This is a genomic window from Gluconobacter sp. NFX36, assembly GCF_049887835.1.
Lineage (GTDB): Bacteria > Pseudomonadota > Alphaproteobacteria > Acetobacterales > Acetobacteraceae > Gluconobacter > Gluconobacter japonicus_A.
In genome coordinates this window covers 356,203-378,983 of the sequence record NZ_JAGEKJ010000001.1, presented here as the reverse complement: position 1 = coordinate 378,983, position 22,781 = coordinate 356,203, and the positions used below count along the sequence as shown (strand labels likewise).

At 57.5% G+C, this 22,781-nt stretch carries 21 protein-coding genes; 16 read left to right on the top strand and 5 right to left on the bottom strand.

From position 1 onward, the window contains the following. Positions 1-108: 108 nt before the first annotated feature. The 12 genes from J4P41_RS01810 (at position 109) to J4P41_RS01755 (ending at position 12,361) form a co-directional block, all read left to right on the top strand. The gene (locus J4P41_RS01810; RefSeq protein ID WP_426065901.1) at positions 109-465 is read left to right on the top strand and encodes a hypothetical protein; all 357 of its coding nucleotides are present in this window, start codon (positions 109-111) and stop codon (positions 463-465) included. A gap of 2 nt (positions 466-467) precedes the next feature. After that, on the top strand, positions 468-1,106 hold the full coding sequence (locus J4P41_RS01805; protein WP_426065900.1) for a hypothetical protein: 639 nt from the start codon (positions 468-470) through the stop codon (positions 1,104-1,106). A gap of 9 nt (positions 1,107-1,115) precedes the next feature. Next, positions 1,116-5,924, top strand: a complete 4,809-nt coding sequence (locus J4P41_RS01800) for a phage tail length tape measure family protein (RefSeq protein ID WP_426065899.1) — start codon at positions 1,116-1,118, stop codon at positions 5,922-5,924. Next, positions 5,921-7,540, top strand: coding sequence for a hypothetical protein (locus J4P41_RS01795; protein ID WP_426065898.1), 1,620 nt, complete (start codon positions 5,921-5,923; stop codon positions 7,538-7,540). Before J4P41_RS01800 ends, J4P41_RS01795 begins: the two co-directional genes overlap by 4 nt. Positions 7,541-7,543: 3 nt before the next feature. Further along, positions 7,544-8,317: a hypothetical protein gene (locus J4P41_RS01790; RefSeq protein ID WP_426065897.1), complete on the top strand. Its 774-nt coding sequence runs from the start codon at positions 7,544-7,546 to the stop codon at positions 8,315-8,317. Between the two features lies 1 nt (position 8,318). Then, positions 8,319-9,422 (top strand): hypothetical protein, encoded by a 1,104-nt coding sequence (locus J4P41_RS01785; RefSeq protein ID WP_426065896.1) that lies wholly within the window; start codon positions 8,319-8,321, stop codon positions 9,420-9,422. A gap of 11 nt (positions 9,423-9,433) precedes the next feature. Continuing rightward, a complete protein-coding gene (locus J4P41_RS01780) occupies positions 9,434-10,090 on the top strand; it encodes a hypothetical protein (RefSeq protein WP_426065895.1) in 657 nt (218 codons plus the stop codon). Between the two features lie 68 nt (positions 10,091-10,158). Then, on the top strand, positions 10,159-10,497 hold the full coding sequence (locus J4P41_RS01775; RefSeq protein ID WP_426065894.1) for a hypothetical protein: 339 nt from the start codon (positions 10,159-10,161) through the stop codon (positions 10,495-10,497). A 430-nt stretch (positions 10,498-10,927) separates the two neighbouring features. Continuing rightward, positions 10,928-11,431 (top strand): lysozyme, encoded by a 504-nt coding sequence (locus tag J4P41_RS01770; protein WP_426065893.1) that lies wholly within the window; start codon positions 10,928-10,930, stop codon positions 11,429-11,431. Next, positions 11,418-11,744 (top strand): hypothetical protein, encoded by a 327-nt coding sequence (locus tag J4P41_RS01765; protein ID WP_426065892.1) that lies wholly within the window; start codon positions 11,418-11,420, stop codon positions 11,742-11,744. The genes J4P41_RS01770 and J4P41_RS01765 overlap by 14 nt, the downstream gene beginning before the upstream one ends. A 132-nt stretch (positions 11,745-11,876) precedes the next feature. Next, positions 11,877-12,134 (top strand): hypothetical protein, encoded by a 258-nt coding sequence (locus tag J4P41_RS01760; RefSeq protein WP_426065891.1) that lies wholly within the window; start codon positions 11,877-11,879, stop codon positions 12,132-12,134. Then, on the top strand, positions 12,131-12,361 hold the full coding sequence (locus J4P41_RS01755; RefSeq protein ID WP_426065890.1) for a hypothetical protein: 231 nt from the start codon (positions 12,131-12,133) through the stop codon (positions 12,359-12,361). The genes J4P41_RS01760 and J4P41_RS01755 overlap by 4 nt, the downstream gene beginning before the upstream one ends. 280 nt (positions 12,362-12,641) lie before the next feature. Here the strand turns inward: J4P41_RS01755 and J4P41_RS01750 are convergent, their stop codons facing one another. The 5 genes from J4P41_RS01750 to J4P41_RS01730 form a co-directional block, all read right to left on the bottom strand. Next, positions 12,642-12,794 (bottom strand): hypothetical protein, encoded by a 153-nt coding sequence (locus tag J4P41_RS01750; protein WP_426065889.1) that lies wholly within the window; start codon positions 12,792-12,794, stop codon positions 12,642-12,644. Then, positions 12,787-13,359 carry a hypothetical protein gene (locus J4P41_RS01745; protein WP_426065888.1) on the bottom strand — a complete coding sequence of 191 codons (573 nt, stop codon included), beginning with the start codon at positions 13,357-13,359 and terminating at the stop codon, positions 12,787-12,789. The genes J4P41_RS01750 and J4P41_RS01745 overlap by 8 nt, the downstream gene beginning before the upstream one ends. Before the next feature lie 917 nt (positions 13,360-14,276). Next, entirely contained in the window at positions 14,277-15,089 is an 813-nt protein-coding gene (locus tag J4P41_RS01740; RefSeq protein WP_426065887.1) for a mechanosensitive ion channel family protein, read from the bottom strand. 127 nt (positions 15,090-15,216) lie between these two features. Beyond that, positions 15,217-17,340: a TonB-dependent receptor gene (locus J4P41_RS01735; RefSeq protein ID WP_426065886.1), complete on the bottom strand. Its 2,124-nt coding sequence runs from the start codon at positions 17,338-17,340 to the stop codon at positions 15,217-15,219. 84 nt (positions 17,341-17,424) lie between these two features. Then, the gene (locus J4P41_RS01730; protein WP_426065885.1) at positions 17,425-17,892 is read right to left on the bottom strand and encodes a DUF2946 family protein; all 468 of its coding nucleotides are present in this window, start codon (positions 17,890-17,892) and stop codon (positions 17,425-17,427) included. Between the two features lie 304 nt (positions 17,893-18,196). On the opposite strand from J4P41_RS01730, the gene J4P41_RS01725 reads away from it, so the two are divergent. From J4P41_RS01725 to J4P41_RS01710, 4 genes are all read left to right on the top strand, one after another. After that, positions 18,197-19,504, top strand: a complete 1,308-nt coding sequence (locus J4P41_RS01725; protein WP_426065884.1) for a DUF1800 domain-containing protein — start codon at positions 18,197-18,199, stop codon at positions 19,502-19,504. A 3-nt stretch (positions 19,505-19,507) separates the two neighbouring features. Then, positions 19,508-20,716, top strand: a complete 1,209-nt coding sequence (locus J4P41_RS01720; protein WP_426065883.1) for a DUF1501 domain-containing protein — start codon at positions 19,508-19,510, stop codon at positions 20,714-20,716. Positions 20,717-20,916: 200 nt separating this feature from the next. Further along, complete coding sequence (fdhA, locus tag J4P41_RS01715) at positions 20,917-22,110, top strand: formaldehyde dehydrogenase, glutathione-independent (RefSeq protein WP_426065882.1); 1,194 nt, start codon at positions 20,917-20,919, stop codon at positions 22,108-22,110. A gap of 77 nt (positions 22,111-22,187) precedes the next feature. After that, the gene (locus J4P41_RS01710; protein ID WP_010501331.1) at positions 22,188-22,757 is read left to right on the top strand and encodes an NADPH-dependent FMN reductase; all 570 of its coding nucleotides are present in this window, start codon (positions 22,188-22,190) and stop codon (positions 22,755-22,757) included. Positions 22,758-22,781: the final 24 nt, after the last annotated feature.

Genomic DNA, 22,781 nt, shown 5'->3' with positions numbered 1-22,781 from the left:
TCCAGCCCTTGTCACGTTGTCCCTGATGGCGGCTGGACGCGTCGGTGCCGAGCGGGAAGAACAGGCCAAGGCTTCTGAGGGAAACTGATTGCCTCACTCCAGTGGGAGATGGAGTGGGGCCAGTTCACGGGAGAGAACGAGGTTCCAGAGATCCGTGAAGCGGCTCTGGAGTGTCGTGTTCTCCCGGATCCCTGGAATGAGGTTCCCTGGCGGGCCTGGCACGATCTCCAGCATGACCGGCCGTGGATTACCGACGGTCTGGGTGCAGGCATGGGGGCGATCCGGATCATCTCCCGTCCCCAACCCATCGGCTGGGTAGCCGTGGATCGGTGGTGTGATGCCAGTGGGGTTACGGCAGACGAACGCCCGCTTGTGTTTCGCCTGGTCCGGGCGCTGGACGTCGTGTTCCTCACGCACCGGAACGCTCAGATCACGCGGGATCTCCAGAACGCTCTGAGGAAATAATCATGGCATCGCCACGCAGTGTTGCCCGGAATATCCGCCTGTTTCGGGATCAGGCGCTGTCACCGGCAGCCCAGTCGGCCTATCTGGCGCGGGTTGCAATCAATGCCCGTGACACGGCCGTGCGGCGTGGGGATGCCCCTCCGCACTGGACCACGAACGTGGATGGACGTCAGGGTGCGCCGGAAAGCTCCGTCCGGCCTGACGGGTTCATTCTCTACAGGTTCAACGTGATGGGCCTGGCGGCCAAGGCTGCGCTCCAGCTTTGCAAGGAGCGTTCCCCTGTCCGATCCGGACGGTACCGGGACAGCTGGGTGGTCGTGGTCGAGGGCAAGCCCTGGGCAGGCGACGTGTCTGACGTGCCAGACGGCAAGCAGGTCATGATCGTTAATCCGCAGCCTTATGCTCGCAAGATCGATACGGGTGCGATGAAAATGAGTGTTCCGCCCGGCATTGTTGAAGCTGTGCGCCAATCCATTCAGCGCAAATTCCCGACCGTGAACGCGGCCCGTGCCTTTGTGACGGTGCCCTCCGGACTACTGGATAATGCGCCTTACATCCTGCGTCGCAATGGGCGCGCCAAAGACCGAGCAGCCGGAAAAGCGATCACCTATCCGGCTCTGATACTCACCCGAAGATTCTGAGGTTTTGTCATGCCGACAGTTGAGCAGATCGAAGTTTCCTATCGTGGCCAGATCGCAGCTGCGGCACAGGCGGACGCCAATGCCCTGGATAAGGTTGCGGACGGTCTGGACCGGGTCGGTGAGTCGATCGAAGTTACAGACAGCAGAATTACCCGCACGACCAAAACGGCCGAAGGTTGGGTTAAAACCCTTGATACCGTCACGAAATCAGCCACAGCCCTGCAAAAGGCGCAGGACAGGCTGAATGAAGTCACTGAAACGGTGAATGAGGGCGTCCGCAAAGGTGAGGTCACGCAGGCCGAAGCCGCTCGCACGATCGATGCCCAGACCGCCAAGGTCAAGAAACTGTCGGACGCCCATGACGCGGCCGTGAAATCAGCCAAGGGGGCCAGCGATGCGCTCCAGGACACGACCGACAAGGTCAAGCTGTCTGGCTATCAGTTCGGCATTGTCGCTGATGAAGCGCATAAGTTCTTTGACCAGGTGATGTCTGGGGGGTCCGCCATGAAGGCCGCCTTCTATCAGGTGCCCAATATGGTGCAGGTGATGGGTGGCTTTGGCTCTGCGACCAAAATTGTCACAGGTTTCCTTGCGGGGCCAGGTGGTCTGGCTGTTGCCGCTCTTGCGGGCGCTGCTGCTCTCTACAAAGTTGGCTCCGCAGCAGAAGCCGAACAGGAGCAACTGGCAACCCTGTCACAGCATCTGCGGGCAACCCGTGACGATTACGCTGCCATGGCATCATCGGCCGAAGCCGCGGCGCGCCAGCTTTCATCCAGCGGTGGCCTATCGCTCGATGACAGCCGGTCCGTCACCACGACCTTTGCGGCCGTGCCCACTGTCGATGGCTCCAGCCTCAAGGCACTTTCAGCCGAAGCACGAGATCTGGCCGAAGTGATGGGCGAAACCGTCCCGGAAGCCGCCAAGACCATGGCGGATGCCTATGCGGATCCAGCCAAAGCGGCCCAGGACTTTGCGGACAAGGGGCTGCTGGGGGTTCATCAGGGTTTGGTGAGCCAAATCGAGGACCTTCAGACTTCTGGTAATCGCCTTCAGGCCTGGCAGCTGCTCATGCAGCAGGTCGGCACGGCGACACAGGGCGCAGCAGAACAAGGCCTGACGCCATTCCAGCAGGCGTTGCATGACCTGCGGGACGACTGGGCTCCTCAGATCGAAGGGGCCAAGAGCTTCGCGAATTCCATTGGGGACGGCATCGTCGCGGGCGCTACGAAGGGGATCGAAGCCCTGGCGTCCATGGGGAAGGAAGTCCAGAACCTCAAGAAATGGATGGACTCTTTTAGTCCTGATCATGTCGCCTATGAGGCGCAGCAGGCCACGCTGCGCAGCGGCTCCTCTTCTGGGATTTCTGGGCTGATTGACAGTGTTGGCGCTCAGATCGGGGCCAGTTCTGACGTCCTTTCCCTGGCACACCGGATCCAGCCCGTGGAAAGCGCTACGGGCCAGTACAAAAACGGTCAGGTGGTCACATCGTCTGCCGGTGCCATTGGCGCCATGCAGGTGATGCCGTCCAATGCTGCCGGGAATGATCTCACAGATCCGACCGGCAACGTCACGGCCGCTGAACGACTCCTGATCCGGCTCTATTCCAAGTATTCCGGCAACGAACAACTCGTGGCCATGGCGTATAACTGGGGCGAAGGAAATGTCGATTCCTACCTGAAAGGCTCAAAGTCTGTTCCGCAATCTGTTCAGGATTATGCGGACAAGGTCACGGGGGGCGAGGTCTATGGTGCCACGACTGTTGCCAACATGCAGGGAAAAGTCAGTGACGCCCTGAAAACGTCAGACGGTTCTACAGCATCTCAGGTGCAGGATCAGACCAATGCCATCAAGCAGCTGACGTCTGCCCAGGCCGCGCTGGATGACCTGCACAAGGCTGGCAAGGTGACGGATGCCGACTACGCGGCGTCCACTCAGGATCTGACCAATCGTCTGATGACCCACAAGGGGGCATTGAACGAACTCCGGGATCCGCTTCAGGAACTGGCGCATCAGCAGGAACAGGCCACGGATGCGGCCTGGGCTGGCTCAGCTGCGCAGAAAGCCATGGTCCAGGTGGATCAGCAGGTTGAGGACGCTGCTCGCAAGATGGGTCAGGCCCATGCCTCCACCGCTGACATTCTGATCGCAGAAGCGCGGGAACAGCAGATCCTGACGGGTGAGTTCAACGCCTCGATCGAGACCATGACCCGCAAGACGACTGCCCAGGAAGCGCTTCTGTCTTCCTATGATGGCAGCAAGGGCAGCCTGGACCAGTATCTCCGGTCTGTGGAAGCATCCGAAACGGTCCAGAATACGTCTATTTCAGGCACAAAAGAGCAGACACGTCAGCAGGCGGTCCTAACGGATGCTCTCGACAAAGCAGCGTCTGCGCAGGCAGATCTGACGACAGCCCGCAAGGCGTATGGTCAGTCTCTCGATCTGGATTATATCAAGGCGGAAACGGCGTCTCTGGGTCAAAACTCGGATGCGGTTTCGGTTCAGATGGCGGTTCTGAAAGAGCGCAACAGCCTTCTGGAGAATGGTGCCGATCTCACGTCCAAGGCCAGTCAAACGGATCTGGCGAACGTGGCGGCGATCCAGTCAGCCACGAATGCCTATCAGCAACAGCAGGACGCGCTGAATGAGCTGACCAGTGATATTTCCTCAGCAGCGGACACGCTCTCGGGTGACTTCACGCAGGCCTTCGTCAACGCCTCGAATGGCGGTGTGACGTTCAAGTCGGCCATGCAGGGTGTGGAAAGTCAGCTGGTGTCCATGATCGCCAAGCTGACGCTGATCAATCCACTCCTGAATGCTATCGACGGGAAAAGCCGGTCCACAATTGGGGATATTGCGTCGATCCTTTCTGGAGCCGGATCGTCCTCTGGGGTGTCTGCGACCAACGCGATCAGCACCTATTCCGGTGGCTGGGGCTGGAACCCGGTCAGTTCCGGCACTTCGACTTCGAGCTCTCTTGGTGGCCTTGGAGGTGCATCTTCCTGGCTGTCCTCAGGGCTGAAAACCAATCTGTTCGGGACGGCGACGGTCGGCAATCTCCTCGGTGGTGTTGGCGGTGGCTTTGGAGTGGGGTCTTCTATTTCGTCCCTTCTGGGTGGTGGTCAGGCTGGGACAATCGGCAGCGGGATTGGGTCACTTGTTGGTGCCGCAGCCGGTTCGTTTCTGCCAGGTGTAGGGACAATGATCGGCGGCCTCATCGGCGGCGCATCAGGGGGGGCAATAGGCGATCTAGTCAGCAGTAAGAAACGCGGCTTCAGCGGCGGAACCATCATTGGTGGTCTTTTGGGTGGTATTCCAGGGGCACTTATTGGATCTCTCTTTGGCCACAAGAAAAACCCCTACACGATCGATCAGGTGCAGACGATCGATGGCCAGCTGTCTCTGGGTCAGACCTGGAACCAGGCACAGACGGATACGATCACGGCCCAGCTAAAGACAGATATTTCCTCGATCAACAGCGTGCTGTCTGCGACTGGAGCTGATATCGGCGGTGGCTACCTGGGCACGGTCCGCAACGACAAAAACAACAAAAACGCGGCGATGCGGTCCGTTTCCCTGACGGATCTTCTGAAAAACTCCACGCTGACCAGTTCAGATGCAACGTTCAATCAGGCGCTGTCTCAGGGCATGCCCTCGGACATCACGGACGTTTCCACCTATACGGCAGCGATCCAGAGCCTGAAGACCATGGCCGATACGGTTGATCAGCTTGGCGTCTCGATCTCGAAATTCAACTCGGACGGTACCGTCACGATCCAGAATTTCACGCAGCAGACCGGGGATCTGAAAACGGCGCTCGATACGGCGCTGGACGGCAAATCGCTGTCCACGTCCGATCTGCAGACGCAGATCTCCACGATCAGCACGTTCGTGGATACGACGATGCCAGGTCTGCTCAAGGCCACCGTCTCAGGACAGCAGTCCTGGGTGGATCAGATGGCCACGCTGAAACAGACCTATGATGCTGCGGCGTCTCAGGCGTCGGCCTATGGGCTGGATGGGGCCTCTATCACGTCCAAATATCAGGCGCTGTATGCGCAGGGTTATGCGAACAACATGACCACGCTCAATCAGTCTGATGCAGGTGTCCGGGCGCGTTACCTGACAGCCACGGGCAATGATGAGGGCGCAGCGCTCCTGAATTTCGACACCAGTGCCGATCAGCAGCGCCAGTCCCTGAAAGACACCTGGCGGTCGTTTCTGGGCGATGCGTATTCGTCCCAGCAGGCCTACGTGGATCAGTCAGCCGATCTGGAAAAAACACTGGCGGCCGAACGCCTCCAGATCCAGCAGCAGTACAACGGCACGTCCGTGGCGCAGCTGAAACAGTATCAGGACCAGGCGCAGCAGTCTGTCACGTCGGTGTTTTCCAGCCTGACGGATTATGCGCGGGGGCTGAATACGTCTGACGCGTCGCCCCTGTCTGCCCAGGCGCAGTACCAGAGCGCCAATGACAACCTGATGAGCGATTATCAGGCGGCCATGGGCGGGGATTACGATGCCCTGTCGCGGATCCAGTCCGATGCCAGCACCTTCCTGTCCACGTCCAAAACGTGGCAGGGCTCCGGCACCGGATACAGCACGGACTTCACGCAGGTCTCGAACATCCTCAAAGCGCTTGGTCAGTCGGACAGTGACAAGATCACGGCAACCCTGGTCCAGAAACTCTCTCAGCAGACCAATGACCTCCTGAAAGGCATGAAGGACCAAATGGCTGAACTGGTGAAGGTTGCCACAGCAACGCAGAAGACAGCGCAGCTTCAGGCTGTCACCGACGCCACACGGCCGAGGGCGGCATGAGGTTTCGCACCGTTGAGATGGACATCGTTCTGCCGGCCGTCACGCAGCCGGCGGCGACACCGGGGTGGGGCAATGTCCCGTGGGGCGCTTTGACGCAATATCCGGACAATCCGGAATCCGTTGAGACCCTGCGGTTCTCGGATGCGGGCTATGTGACAGAAACGCATATCCCTTATCCGCCCTATGTCACCCAAGCGCTAGATCTGTCACGGTCCCTGACCCTGTCAGCCGACGCCCAGGGTGGTTCGTTCTCGATCGGGATTCTGACGCTGGCCAATCCGGACGGCGTTCTGGATGGCCTGCTCCAGACCCGCGTGAATGATCATCTGCCTGTGCGGATCCGTGAGGGCACGCGCCTGTGGGATGGGACGCGCCAGATCTGGACGGACCCGGTTTCATCAGGCTTGAATCCGGTTTTTTCCGGTTTGGGGAAAAACTGGCAACCGGGTCTGAACAGCGTGTCCATCACGCTGCTCGATGCGACTTACTGGCTGGACGGGACCGTTCCTGTCTCGGTCTATGGGGGCACCGGGCGTCTGGATGGAGACAGCAACGTCGTCGGCCGGGATGTGCCTCGCCTGCGGGGTACGGTCTGCAACGTCACGCCTGTTCTGATCGACAGTAGCAACTACGTCTATCAGCTGTCAGACGGGCCGGCGGATGTGGTGGCGCTGTATGAGGGCGGTTATGCCGGCATCGCTTCTGGCGGGACCGTCACTGATCTTTATGCCACGTCTCCGGATCCGGGCACGTACACGGTTCTCTCCAGCAGTGCGGGCACCTGGATCCGGCTGGGCACCAAACCCGTCTATGGGATAACTGTGGATGCGGTGGGGCGATTTCGATCGGGCGCGGCTCCTGCCAACGTTCTGGACGTTCTGCGACAGTTCCTGATCGAAGACATGGTCATGCCCTCTGCCTATATCGATGCGGCCTGGACTGCGACGTCCAGCCTGGCACCGTATGCGGGTGGATGGTTCTGGGACGGGTCCAGCAGTGTGACAGGCCGTCAGGCGGTCAGCACGCTGCTGTCGGGTCTGGGGATTTCCCTGGTCCCGACCCGGACAGGCACGTTGCGGCCGATCCGGTTGCAGGATCCTGCGGATGCGGGGGATCCGGTCCTCACCCTGACCACGGACGTGATCAGCGCGATTTCGCCCGTGACCCTGGACAGCTCTCTGGATCCGCCCACCTGGCGCTGGCGCATCGGCTGGCAGCACAATTTCACAATTCAGACGTCCGGATCCGGTCTGCACCCGCAGGCCTCGGCGGATCGTCAGTCCCTGATTGCCGAAAGCGATCGGGGTGCTGTGTGGTTTGATACGACCGTCAAATCTCAGTGGCGCGTTCCAAACGATCCCGCGCTGATCTCCACAGCCCTGGCCAATCAGGCGGATGCCGTAGGGATTGCGCACTGGCACGGATCGGTCTGGGGCAAGCGCCGCCATCTCTGGGCGGTGGATGTTCCGCAATCCGTGGCTCTGGCCGTGGATCTCGGGGATGCGGTGTCGCTCCAGGCGCCTGTGCCGGGTGCGAAATCCGCGGTTCCGGGGATTGTGGTCAGCGAACACGTCACCAGCTCGGGCAATACGACAACCCTCACAATACTGGTCTGAGTTATGCAAAACTGCGGCATTGGCTGGCAGAATGTGCTGCTGCCGGCTGCGTTGTCCGGCAATGGCGTTTCTGGCCTGCCCGTCACCAACCTGCAAAACCAGCAGGGCGCGGCAAGCCTCGCCTGGCGCGTGGCAGCCGGTGGCACCGGATGGAGCGCTGACGTCAAGGCAGCCCTTGGCTCTGTCCAGTCGATCCGGGCGATCAGCCTGCACCGGACCAACCTGACAACGGCGGCGACCTGGCGCATTCAGATCCGTAACGGTACGACCGTGACGTTCGATCAGACGGCTGGTGCCAATATCCAGATCGGGCAATGCCTGCGGATTTTGGGAACACCTGTGTCTGGTGATTCTCTTGAAATCACGGTCTGGGATGCCAGTAATCCGGACGGCTTCATTTCGATCCCGCTGGCCTATGCCGGGCCGCTCTGGCAGCCCGTGCGGAACTATTCGTCCGAAAGCACCGAAAGCCTGACGGTGGGGCAGCAGAGCACCACGACGCTGTCAGGTGGCGAGTTCGTGGATGCGCGATACGTCCAGCGTGGCCTGTCGATTGCGCATCAGTCCTACGGCGACGCGGATGCGGTTGTCTTGCGCCAGATCCAGCGTGTGGCAGCCACGGGCCAGAATATTCTGTTCGTGCCGGATCCGTCTGTCAGTGCGCCCGCGCTGGCCCAGACAGCGCTGTTCGGGCGTCTGGCTGGCGGTGATCTCTCCAATCCCTTTGGGCCAGCCGATCGGCATGCCCAAACCCTCACACTGACGGAAAGGCTCTGACGTGGCAGCTCCCCTTCTTCTTGATCTGGTCCTGGAGACGGCCACCAATCCGGGTACCGGGTCGTTCGTGCTGAACGGGGCTGTCCAGGACCGACGCTCTTTTGCCTCGGCGGCTCCGGGTGGCGGACAGGTGTTCTATTTTGCCGATGATGGAACCCAGGCTGAATGGGGTGTTGGCGTCCTGGCAGTCGGCACACCGAATACCCTGAGCCGGCAAACCGTGACAGGGACCACGCAGAACACGGCGCAGGCGCTGAATTTCACCGGAACCGTCCGGGTCTATTCCTGGGTACCGGCGTCCTACACGCCTGTCCTCGATGCCAACGGGTCTCTGGCGCTGCGGGGCGATCTCTCGGCGCAAAGCGGAACTCTGTCCCGGCTCCAGGTCGTTGTCGAGGCGCTTGTTCCGTCCGTGACGAACTGGGGGTCTCAGCAGGCTCTGCCCGCTGCCGATGCCCAGAACCGGTTCATCAACAAGGACATTGGTGGCGGGAATTTTCCCGTTCTGAATATCCAGCTGGTCAACGCCCCGACCGAGGACAACAGTGCGGCCTATTTCCAGTTCCTGACGACCTGGGGCGCTCTGGCTGTTCCCACGAACGCGAACGTCTCCAGTCAGATCCGCAGCTATGCCCAGCCCATCGGGGACTATGCGACCAATGGCAGCCTCAATAATGCTGTCAGTAATCTCAATAGCTCGATTGCCACGAAACAACCCGTCGGCACCTACGTCACGACGCAGCCGACAACCTCCGGATCCAACGGGGATCTGAAAATCAACTCGGTCAATTTCGGCAATAGTGTCAACGCGCCGTATCTGAGCGGCTACAAGCCGGACGGATCTCTCACCAGCTATATTCTGGCCCAGCTCGGAGATCTGCCGCTGGACAGGTCGAAAAAGCTGCACTGCTGGCAGGTCGTCATTCAGAACGGCCAACGCGTGAATTTCCCGTCCGGATTTTCCGGAAGCCCGGACAGTATCAATTTCAACACAACCCAGCGCCTTGATCTGTGGTGGACCAACGCCGACTCAGGCGGATTTACAATCAATTCGAACTCCAACGCTTCGCAGCAGATTTCTGTGATTGCGTCCGGGCCTCGATAGGATAAAATGATATGACAACTGCACTCGATGCAATCAAAGCAGCCTATCCCGCCCGCTATTATGCGACCACGGACGGATCTGTTGTCACGGGTGTCCTGGACGTCTGGGCCGGGACCACGAACAACGTTCAGGCACAGATCAACGTGCTGGCCGTGCCGGCTGTGTCTGATCTGATTGCCCTGACAGCAGACCAGTTTGCCGAAACAGTCGGGGCGACGAATATTCCGGTCTCAGGCGGCGCTCTGGTCTATGCCAGCCGCTATGCGGCTAAATTCGACCATACGGCCGTGCAGCCTGCTGCTGTTACGGGCTGGTACGACCTGTGGACCCTTGGCTCTCATAAGAACCTGCCAGCGCTTGATGATCTCCTGCTTCTGTCGGCTGCTGACTGGCAGGAATTGGGTGGAGACTACGCGGACAAGGGCAACAAGGGCGTTCAGGACGGCAAGCTGATCGACTACACGCCGCCGCCTGTTCCTGTGCCGCTTCTTGACCAGGCAAAATCCGAACAAGCCTGGATCCAGTACCAGGTCAATCTGGCCGCCGCGATGGGCGAAGCTTTTACGAATCCGATGAAGGCCTATGTGAAGGCAATCGCTGCCATTGCGGATGGCACGGATACGACCAGTACGGCTTTGCCGGCGCGACCGGATCCGATCATGGCCTGATCTCTGGCCCTTCTTTTCTGACGTTCTCTGACAGCTGTCTCCGGGCGGCTTTTTTTTATGGAAAAATCATGCCTGACGCTCTGACCCCGTTGCCACTCCAGATCGCACCATCCAGCAAAGACGACCTGATCCGGGAATTGCAGGATCGCGCCCTGAAGCTTGAAACGCAGGTCGAAGGACTGGGGGACAAGTATTCCGATCTTCGGGTGGAAATGCGCTCAGAGATCGCATCCCTGCGCACCCAGATCAACGATCTGAAGGAAGATCTGGAAGCCGGGATCAAAGCACTCGGGTCCAAGGTTGATCGCGTCATGGGTGGCAAGGCCGTAGTCACGGCGCTTGTCACCCTGGCGACGTCAATTCTTGGGTCGGGAGTTGTTCATTTGGTAGTGTCTATCGGAAAGTGATTTCTTCAAAAATAGTATTAATTATTGATACCATTTCCCGGTTTCTTGATTACAACGCCAAGGCTTCTGAATACCCATCTGAGGGGGCTGGGTCAGCATGTTTAGACTTGGCTGAGCTCCACATGCTGAAAAATCTGATTTCGTATTCATGGTCGGAAGTGACGCATTATTTGCCTGCGTCGGAACAGATGGCACAATTGGGTCCTGATTAGCAGGGGGTAATTTCTGTGTGTGTGCACACCCTGAAAGTATTGCAATCATCGAAAGGGAAAGAAAATATTTTTTCATTATTCTTCTCTCTGTGAACGTAACAAACCTTCATAGACCAACTTTGTAACATTTCGAAGTGTGAATGCGAGGTTTTTATAAAATTGTAAAAAATCTCGTAATTTTGCCGCCCCACTGGGCGGCTTTTTTTATGGAAAGTCCCATGAATGAAACTGCCGTCGTGCTGGCAACGACGCTCTTGAAGCTGCCCGGTTTCGAAGGATTCCGGTCGAAGCCCTATGTCTGCCCTGCTGGCTACTGGACGATCGGTTACGGAAGCCGCTGGGTGAAGGACGGCAAGCCTGTGACAGCCAAGACGCCTCCCATCAGTGAGGCGGATGCTGCCAGCCTGTTGCTGCAATCTGTCACGGCTCTGGGCATTTCTTTGTCCCGCCTGGTCAAGGTTCCGCTTTCGGACGTCCAGCGGGCCGCTCTTCTGTCCTGGCAGTACAACGTCGGCACACCGGCCGTGGAAAGCTCCACACTTCTGCGAAAGCTCAATGCCGGCTGTTACGTCGGTGCGGCCAATGAGTTGACACGCTGGAACAAGGCAACCGTGAAAGGCCATCTGGTCGAGCTGGCTGGTCTGACCACGCGCCGCGCCTATGAACGGGATGTGTTCCTGGGCAAGCAGACGGTCATGGGGGTCGGCCGTGCAACTGTCTGACCTTCTCGGCTTGCTCCCGCCTCAAGTCCTGCTCTGGGGTGGCATCTTTCTTGTTCTGACGTCGATGCTGCTGAATGTCTGCGGATTCCTGCGGTCCAGGCTTGCCCCGCCGGATCCTGGATCGATCTGGGTCAGGCCCTATCAGCTTCTGAGCTTTCTGGCCTTCGAGCAGAAATATGCCGCCGCCATGTACAAGATCGGGCTCACGGCCGTCATGACAACACGGGCTGAAGCGCCGCTTTTGAAGAAAGCCGGTGCAGACAGCGGCGTGCCGATCCTGGACAGCAAGGGCAAGCCCAAAGCCCCTACCTGACTGAACCCGTCCGTCGGACCAGGTTCGATCATCCTCATTCCTCAGATCTCCGAAGGAGGCAGCAATCCTGCTGTCAGACCGTCGGATGCAACGCCGCCCATCGAGGTGGCTTTTTTTATGGAAGAAACAGTTATGGCTTTTAGTTCTGTGACGGCCCTTGAAGGTCTCGTAAACCAGTCCCTGGGCAGGGCTGACACGCCTACAGTGCAGCAGGGCATCAGTGTCGGTGGCCTCGTGCTTCAGGGCGTCCTGGCCGCCTCGATGTCGAAGCTTGCCGAGCATGTCGATATCACGGCGTTCGATGCTGCTCTGACAAAAACGCTGGAAGGTGCCACGGATCTGGAGCGCGTCATCGCTGCTGGTCCCATCACTCAGACGTCAGCTCAGTGAATACTGCCAATCTGGCGATTGTCGGCGTCATGGCCCTTTTGGCTGTGGCGTCGGCCCTCGGGCTCTATCGAGCCGGGGGCAAATCGCAGAAGGCCGATACGGCTGATCAGGACGTCAAAGACGCAGAGTCTCAGGTGACGCAGCAGCAGGCCATGGAACAGCGCGGCGCAGAAGCTCCGCAGACTGCGGATGAACTGCTGGATGCTCTGGACAAGGGGGAAGCGTGATGCGGGCTGTTCTATTGTGCCTGGTGCTGGCTGGATGTGCGCAACCGCGCATCAAGGTGATGTGCCCTGCCCTGCATCCCTGGACGGCCGATTTTCAGACGGAAATGGCAGCCGAGATCCGGGCGCATCGGCAGGAATGTCCTGCCCTGATAGAATCAGCTCTTCAGATGGAAGCGGTCCGGAAAAGTTGTGAATAATGAGGCTTTGGCTCGATCAAAACGAAAACAGCCCCCTTATAAAGGGGGCTGTCACGTAGTCACGAATGATCTACAGAAAGCAATCAAGCAGCCTTGGCCACATGCTCTTCATTACGAATCGTAACCTGCTTGTCGTTTGATCCAAAAAGAGAAGTTCGCTTAAGGGCGTCTGTGCCCATTTCTTGAAGGGCAATCGTAAATGCCCGAGAGAAGGCTAAACGATAAAGATCAAGCATGAGACATATCCTCTCTAATTGAAGCTTTCTGGTCGTTAGCTGGCGGCGTCGCCAGAGACAGAGAAAGCCAAGCCCCGTGCATGTCCACAGATGTGAACGCGGGTTCTTTCGCTAAACTTGGTCGTGCACGTCGGAAAAACTCAAGATCCGCAGGAGTGCGAAAATGGAATTTAACGTGTGCAGAAGGAAGCTCTTTAATGGCCAGATCGCACGCCTGTGAAAAAGCTTCCGTTAAAATCTGAGCGTATTCCTCAACACTTTTCGAACCATAATCATAATCTGGTGATAAGATCATGTGTCGAATGCGAAGCACACGCCCCGTAAAGTGGGGTAGAAACGTTGAGTTAGCCTGAAAGATGCAATGTGGAGTACCGGCTTCATCGCAAAGAACGTAAACTTTAGCACGGCGCAAGGGCTCTTCAGCCAAGGGTGCTAGGACACTCATACCGGCCTGTGCGTAGCTATCTCCGTCTTCCTCAAAGTCTTCGCACTGTTCACGCCACGAATGACGTACGGACTTCCAGAGCCCATTTTGAGCCGTGCAGGCGATTAAGGAAAATTGCATGTTTCTCTTTTGACTAACTAGGACATAGCGATACGGCGCCAACAGCTGGCACCTGCATATGTAAGGATGGATAGCACTCATTTGTTAGCAGAAAATGAGGGGCAAGAAAAAAAATACGCAAAAACGCATGTCAACCCCTATTCAGTTGTTAGTAATTATTTTTTCGTTGTGGAAAACAGATATTATTGCAAGAATTTAATGTGGATAATGTTAATTATGTGGATAATATATGTTTTGTCCCCAGAATTGTGACATTACTCAAATTGTTTCTGCGCCCGTTATAAGATTCGGAGCGTCAATCTTTTTTTTGTGTTGCTCACGCAAACTGACTGAATTGAGGTCCAGTTCGAGCTAAATGCACCAACTTCCTGCCATCGCGATTTTATCCAACCGCGTCGTATAGCGTCTTAATAAGTTAAGGGGTTCAGGTGAGTCTGTAGCCTTTGAAGACGAAGGTATTGCAGCCAAACCGCGCAATGGCCGCATGCATGGTCAGACGGAGGAGGCCGGCGCTCATGCAGCGAAATTGACCTTCCCTGCATGTTACATCCAATCAGCCAACACATCATTCAATTTGAAATATCCGTATCCTGCCCATCACACAACCTGCGCTACGTGTCTGCAGTACAAGATCAGATCTCACGTAAATTCTAACCGAATTTTCGTTAGATAACAATTTTAAGTTTTTGAAATTTACAAACCAGAAGGTTTGACACTCCAACGATTCGTGCGTTGATTTTCCGTTGTAGAAATTTAATGGTTTGACGAGATAACCGATTGTTTTGCATGGATTTATCTAGTTGCGTCGGGTCCACCACCAATCTCAAAAATCGCTATTTTTCGGTAGGCTTGACATTGCTTTCATCCGAAATTCGGAAACGGCCTACCCAGCATGGCTCAGGGCAGGCCGTACCCCATCAGGTGGCAGTACGCGTCGTCACACCCAGACGGAAGCCTTCTTTCTTAAGCACCTGAATGGAGGCTTCAGAATACTTGGCAACCAGCGGCGTTACATTACCCGGCGCACACCAGAAGCCCAGCGTTACGACAATATTGGCTGGCTTAGGCAGGAACGATACGGACGGAGCCGGTGCTTTGAGAACAAGAGCATCGTTCTGAAACAGGTCCAGAAGCAGCGCGCGGGCCTTGTCGATATCGTCATTGTAATCAATCAGCAGACTGACCGATGCGAGCAGCCGCTCAGACTGGGAGCTGTTAATGACAACATTGTTCGAGAGCGTACCGTTTGGCACGTAAACGATGTCGTTTGTGGAATCCTGGAGCACGGTCCGGAACATCTCGATCGAGACAACCGTTCCCGTATTACCGGCAGCTGTAATGGAATCCCCGACCTTGAACGGACGGAACAGCAGGATCAGCACGCCACCCGCAAAATTGGCGAGACTGCCCTGAAGCGCCATGCCAACAGCCAGACCAGCCGCACCAAGAACAGCGACGAAGGACGTCGTTGCAATCCCAACCATGGAGGCAACACTGATTAGCAGAAGCGCCTTCAGCAGCAGTCCGACAACACTGAGCAGAAAGCCCCGGAGGGTTGGCTCGATATTGCTGGCAGCCATCATGCGGCCCATGCCGCGCGTCACCATATTGATGACGGTCCAGCCGACCAGCAGCACCACAATCGCCAGAACAAGTTGTCCCGCGTAACTCAGAAGTGTTGGTAGCCAGCCGTAAAACTGGCCCCACAACGTATTGACGTGATTTTCCATGAACCCCTCTGCTGTTCGTTAAGTTGGCACCATGATGCCGACAGATGAACCGCAGGGTAACGGGCTTGCAAGGTTGCCTTCAAGTCTGCCCCGGAAAACCTGACAGTCTCCGGGACTGACATGACTGTCAGAAAGACGCGGTTAGGCTCAGGTTGAAAGAACGCCCGAGCCCCGGCAACGGGCCAAGATAGCCGGTCGCCTGATAATCCCCGAGAGACATCCCCCCAAGCGGCAGGTAATATTTCTGATCCAGAACATTATCGATACTGCCATCCAGCGTAAAATACCGCCAGTGATAGCTGCCCCCCAACCCGAGCAACGCATAACCGGGCGTCCGTGGTTCCTGACGCAGTCGATCCACGCTCTCTTTGGATTTGACGAGCGTGACATCCACATGCCCGCTCCAGTTCTGGAATGTTTCTCGCAGCGTTATCACGCCATTCGTTGGCATCTGATGATAGAGCCCGGCGTGAGACACAAGATCCTGCCCGCGAACCCAGTTCAGATTGGCCTGAACCTCACCCTGACCATACACTGTGCTGTTCCAAAGCCGGGCAAACATTGAACTGTTGATGCCATAGCTCTGCGCATTGTGGTTGGCGAACTGAAGCATGGACCGCCCACTGGAGAGCGTCCCGATATTCACGACGTTTATGTAGTGATGCGTGTAGGTATAATAAGGCTGAACCTTGATTTCCCAGCCATGCCCATGCGGATCGTGCAGCGTAACCGTCGTGCTGACCGTATTGGCAATTTCAGGCGTCAGATTGAGATTGCCAACATACCCGTTCCCATCCCCAAACCAGCCGATCATTGTGGATGCCATGGCACCTCGCCCCCAGGCATACCGCTCATAAAGGTTAGGGGAACGGGTCTTGCGTGCATAACCACCCTCAATGGTCAGACTCTCAAGCGCCTGCCATCGCCCCGTCGCCGTGACGTCGAAATTGGTATCCGTTCGTCCCCGGGAGGCCGCGTTGAAGGCCTTTGCAGCGGCGGCATCCGCCATACTCATCATGCTGGTCCAGGAATAAGGCGCTACCTTTCCCGTATTCATCATGACCAAATCATTACGCAGACCGAGTTCTGTGGAGAAACGAGACGTCCACTGGGCTTTCCATTCAATATAATGCCCCAGCCGGTCCCGATGCCCGTTATTCACATTGTGGAAGGTGTCCGGCCCCATCATCATGCTGTTCAAAAGCGGCGGCCACCAGTCATTCAGACCGTTATGATCGAATGAACTGCCAATTCCCAATGTATGTCCCGGCCCCAACGGGATCGTGGCCTTGATGGAATAACCAGCAGCCCGGGTGTCCGTATTCATCGGCATCCCGGTCGAGGCCGTATGCCCTCCCTTGTCGGAGAGCATGTTCATCGCGTGATCAACACGCTGCCAGAATCCACGCGCTTCAAGCGTTCCCCACGTGAAGTCCCCCGTATATTTTCCGTTCACAAACGTGGACCGATTGTTGGTCATGTCCATGTACTGGTTCGGGAAACCCTCATACGGAATATCCTGCTGCCCGACCGTCAGGGCCAGCAGATGATTTTCCTTGCGAACGCCCAGCGTGACAGCATGATTGAAGCTCAGATAATTCGTGGACAAAACACGTCGTCCGCCACCTCCGGCATGGTAGTCGCTCGCATGGCTGTAAGATCCCGTGTACCTCAAACTGAGCCAGTCATTAGCGACTGTCACTGATCCGGACGCGCCAGAACCACCACCATTACTGCGGTATTCTCCCTTCGCATGACCGGTCACGAGGATCTTCGAACTCTTTGAAAAGATCGGATCCTTGCGATTGACCTCAATCGTCCCGCCCGTGCTGTCCCCGCCCTGACTGACCGACGTAATCCCCGCAATGGCCACAGCGGACGACACCATATCCGGATCAATATAAGACATGGCCGGGTTCATGTGATTGGGGCACGCGGCCTGCATGCGCATCCCATCCACAAATGTCGCCACCCTGTCATCGGCCATCCCGTTAAGCACTGGAAGCGCCGATACACCGCCCGCGGAATAGGCGCTAAACCCTAGACTGCGCTTGAACAGGCTTGTCACATCCGGGTCCGTTGTTGCGGTGTGCCGCACCCCATTGACGGTAATGAATTCTGTGGAAGGAGACTTCCGGGTCTGCGCGTTATCCGTATCGTCCGCAAAAGCCGGGTTCAGGAAAAAGACAAGCGCGCAGCCACACAGCAACAGTCCCGGACGTGACACACGCCGAGCATTCGGAAAAAACATGGTCCATAACCTTCGATGAAACACAGAGAGCCGGCCATATTCCTCCCAGGCTTGGAGAAAGATGCGGTCGGCAGTGACGTGGTTTCAGACGAAGCACGGAGGCCCGGTGGCTGGTGGCAGATGCGCAACCCGCCCGAGCGGAGGCGCACGAACAGCATGGCTCCGATAGCGCCAGCGGGACCAGCGGATAAGCGTAAGCAGAACAAGAACCGTTGCCAGCAGAACAACGGCCGGAAGGTGCAGCAAGGGGCATAGCGGGCAAGCTGCATCATGATGATGGTGATGCCCGGAATGATGCGCCATTCCCGACATCCCCGTGTGCCCCATTGGCATCATCATCACTTCTGATGGGACTGGAGGTGTATCCGGTCCGATGCTCAGTCCCGTCAGGCGCTCAAATGTGGCACGCGGGGTTTCATCGGGCATGGACTGGCTCTGAAGAGCAAGCTGTCCAAACAGCCCCAACAGAACGCAGATCACCAGCAGCCAACGACCTGTCGTGGCAGAGAAATCCCGACCGTTCCTGAACTGCCCTGAAACCAGCGTCCGCAACCTTGTTCAAATCTTCTGGCGCAGAAAAGATCACTCGCTTTGCATTGTAAATACCCAGAGAGACATCAAAATCGCAAATAAACCCCCATCAGGTATAAAGTAATGACTCACCCTATACCCTATGGGGTATCCTGATTTTATTTTAAATATGAAACAATCCCAAAATCTGTTTGCCTGCAAAAGCATCCGTTCTAGGGAGCGGGCCTGACATTTTCATACAAAGCCGTCCAGATTTCGCCACATAAGGCGAGCAACTTTCGATAAGATCGAGCTACGCCCGTTCAACGGACATCGTGAGAGTGCCATGCGACTTGTCAGTGCGATCAACAGATTCGGCTGGGGCCAGCGGGACAGTAAAGCCTCGGACATGCCTCTCCGGGAATGGCTTTCGCAGCAGCTCAATGAGCCTGATGCAGCCACTTTCAGGAACGTCGGATCATCCCCGGATGGGCTGATCGCCCTGCGGGAACAGCGCAAAACCAAAATACAGGGCGACCCTCTGGTCAAGCCGATCTTTCAAGCAGAAGTCGCAACCCAGCTCGACAATCTGCTTGTGACGGACCAGCCATTCCGAGAGCGGCTTGCGTGGTTCTGGTTCAATCACTTCACGGTCAGCCTGCGTCAGGGCGGAACAAGAGCAGTCATCGGCGCCTATATGCGTGAGGCCATTCGCCCGCATGTAACAGGACGATTCTCGGATATGCTCCTCGCCGTGATGCGTCACCCGGCCATGCTGATGTATCTGGACAACACATCGTCCATCGGCCCCACCAGCCCGGCAGGACGCAAAAGCCATCACGGGCTAAACGAAAATCTGGCCCGTGAATGTCTGGAACTGCACACGGTCTCGCCAGCCTCTGGCTACACCCAAACAGACGTCACGTCCTTCGCAGCCGTCCTGACAGGCTGGAGCATCGACATGAAGGCCGAACAGCCCGGCTTCGTGTTTCGGGAAAAAGCTCATGAACCAGGCGAAAAAACCGTCATGGGTCAGACCTTCCCGGAAGGTGAAGACGGTGGTGTGCAGGCCCTGCACTTCCTCGGCACGCACCCTGCAACGTACCGCCACATCGCAACCCAGATGGTCGGGCATTTCATTTCGGACACACCTTCACCGCAGGATATCACCCATATTGCGTCTGTCCTTCGGGACAGTGAAGGAGATCTGCGGGAAGCCTCTCTTGCCTTGGCAGACCTTCACGATACGAACCGCTCTGGCAGCAAGTTCCGCTCCCCCATGGACCATGCCACCGCCGTCATGCGGGCCCTGTCTTTGGGTGGAGAACCCAGCCAGCCAGATGACCCGCACTCTCCCGCCCATCAGCTTTACGTGGCCTTCGCTTCACTGGGGCAACCATTATGGACAGCCCCATTGCCAAACGGCTGGAGTGACACTGCGGCAGACTGGAGTGCACCTGCGGATATGCTGGCCCGCACGGACTGGGCATGGCGAATGGCGGCTCATGTCCGGGCCGGAGATCCGATGGAGATCGCCCATATCGCCCTAGGCCCGGCACTCCGGCCCCAGACCCAACTCGCCATGCATCATGCCGGCTCCCGTCAGGATGCGCTGGCCCTGCTCTTCTCTTCACCCGAATTCCAGAGGCGTTGACCCATGATGATCCATCGTCGCACTGCCCTGCTGGGTCTGGCTGCAAGCTGGACACTCGGACGTTCCTCTCTCGCGTTTGCCGGTTCACCCGGCGGGCCGGATGATCCACGCTTTGTGGTCATTATCCTTCGGGGCGCACTGGATGGCCTGTCGGCTGTCACCCCATACGGAGATGCCGATCTCAGAACACATCGCCGGGATCTTGTTCTTCCTGAACCCGGACAGGAGGGCGGCCTCCTTGATCTGGGCGGCTTCTACGGGCTGCACCCCTCCCTTCAGACGCTTCACCGCCTTTATGGCGAAGGCCAGATGCTGCCTATTCATGCCGTGGCAGGCCATTACCGCAGCCGCTCCCACTTTGAAGCGCAGGATTATCTGGAAAGTGGCGCGGACGACCGTCTGAGCAGCGGCTGGCTGAACCGGGCTGTGTCCGTCCTTCAAGGGAAAACCAACAGACCGGATGGGTACGGGCTGGCCATGGGGCTGACAGTTCCCCTTCTGCTCCGCGGATCTGCCAAGGTCGGAAGCTATGCGCCCGCTGGAAGCCAGCACCCGGACGAGGATCTTTACAACCAGATCGTTGCCCTGAACGCAGCCGATCCCATCACAGGGCCGGCTTTCAAAAACGGCCTGAAAGCCAGAGGCTTCTCGGACGCGGCCATGACGGACATGAAGGTACCAGCCGCCACAGGAAAACCTCACAAAATCGACGCTTTCACACAGCTTTCCACCGCCGCAGGGCAAATGCTGGCCACATCCCATGGCCCCCGGATCGCCGCACTGGAAATCGGAGGCTGGGACACCCATGCCGCTCAGCTTGGACGACTGGGAAGCCCCCTTGCCCAGCTTGATCGCGGGATTGGAGCCTTGCGTGAAAGTCTGGGCGAAAGCTGGAAGCGCACGGTCGTCCTTGCCCTGACGGAGTTTGGCAGAACCGTCCGCATGAACGGAACAGGCGGAACGGACCACGGCACCGGCACTGTCACGTTCCTTGCCGGAGGCGCCGTTGCAGGGGGAAAAGTCGGCGGCACATGGCCCGGCCTTCGCCCCAGCCAGCTCTTTGAAAACCGGGACCTCGCTCCCACAACAGATCTGCGTGCCGTAGCCGCAGGTGTGCTGTGTGATCATCTTCATCTGCCACCACAGGCGCTTCCAACGGTCTTTCCCGGCCCAAAAACAAATCCACTCAAAGGCCTGATTGTTTCAGCCTGACAGGAAGGGGAATTTTTCGACGTCCGGCGAGGCCGTTCTCAGGACGTGTCCATCACAATCGAGCGATCATATGGCTGTATTTCTATGTCACGGTTGCCGTTGAACGCGACAGACGTGGAGGTCAGTGTACGACAACATTTCGTCGTGCCGGGCGACCCCGGCCGCAAGAGATGGCCGCTGCCCGAACCTGGAGAGAAGCCATGTCTGACGAAAACAGGGGGGTCGTTTATCTCGGCCCCAATCATGTTGAAGTCCAGCGGATCGACGACCCCAGAATGGAAACATCCGATGGCCGGAAGATTGACCACGGCGTCATTCTTAAAGTCGTCTCCACCAATATCTGCGGCTCCGACCAGCATATGGTCCGAGGCCGTACAACAGCGCCGTCCGGGCTGGTCCTCGGCCATGAAATTACCGGCGAAGTCATCGAAACAGGCTCTGATGTCGAGATGGTCCGCAAGGGCGATCTGGTCTCCGTGCCCTTCAACGTCGCCTGTGGACGCTGCCGATGCTGCCGCGAACAACATACGGGCGTATGCCTGACAGTGAATGCAAGCCGCGCGGGTGGCGCCTATGGCTATGTGGATATGGGCGGCTGGATCGGCGGACAGGCCCGCTACGTCATGGTCCCTTATGCAGATTTCAATCTGCTGCGCTTCCCTGACAAAGCTCAGGCACTTGAGCGCATCAGAGACCTCACCATGCTGACCGATATTCTCCCCACCGGCTTCCATGGCGCCATCAATGCCAAGGTGGGTGTGGGCTCAACGGTCTATATCGCGGGTGCAGGACCCGTCGGTATGGCAGCAGCCGCATCGGCGCGCATTCTCGGGGCCGCCGTCGTTATGATCGGCGATTTCAACCCTGAACGCCTCGCCCATGCCAAGTCCGTCGGATTTGAACCTATCAACCTCCAGAACGACGACAGACTTGGAGACCTCATCGAACAGGCCATCGGAACACCGGAAGTCGATAGCTTCATTGATGCCGTCGGTTTCGAAGCCAGAGGATATGACGGAAAGGAACAGCCAGCCGTCATTCTCAATCAGGCCATGGACGTCACTCGCCCAGCCGGAGCCATCGGTATTCCCGGCCTGTATGTGACGGAAGATCCGGGCGCCCATGAAACTGCGGCGCAGAAAGGCAATCTGACACTCCGATTGGGTCAGGGCTGGGCCAAAAGCCAGTCGTTCCATACCGGTCAGACCCCCGTTCTGCGGTATAACCGCCAACTGATGCAGGCCATTCTGCATGGACGACTGCCCATCGCCGACATCGTCAACGCAACCGTGATTTCACTCGACGACGCGCCACGCGGCTACCACGACTTCGACAACGGCGCGCCACGCAAATTCGTTCTCGATCCTCACGGGATGCTAAAAAACGCAGCCTGATGCCTGCTTTGTGTCATGATCCGCTTCCCTTCGGCTCATGACAACAAAAAACCCGGCTCTTCGACGGAGACCAGTCCATGCCCAACGACACGCCTCTGCATTTCGTCACCCTGCTCGGAAGTCTTCGCAAGGCCTCTTTTAACGCGTCGGTTGCGCGGGCTTTGCCAGAACTTGCACCGGAAGGGGTTTCCATTACCCCGCTCGGATCAATCGGGGACTTTCCCCATTACAACGCAGATGTGCAGGACGCAGGCTTTCCACCTCCCGTCCTAGCCATGGCGGAACAGATCCGGGCCGCAGACGGCGTCATCATCGTGACCCCGGAATATAATTATTCCATTCCCGGCGTCCTGAAGAATGCCATCGACTGGCTCTCCCGTGTCTCACCCCAGCCTTTCAGCGGCAAACCTGTCGCCATCCAGACGGCATCCCCCGGGATGATCGGGGGTGCCAGAGCGCAATACAACCTCCGACAGAATATGGTGTTTCTGGACGCCTTTGTTCTTAATCGTCCCGAAGTCATGATTGGCATGGTCGCAGGGAAAGTAGACCCCGAAACGCTGAAATTCATAGACGAACCTACCTGCAAGTTTATTGCCGGTCAGATCGTTGCGCTCGCCACCTTGGCCAAAAAGCTTCAGTCCTAAGACAAAGAAAAAAAGCCCCGCACC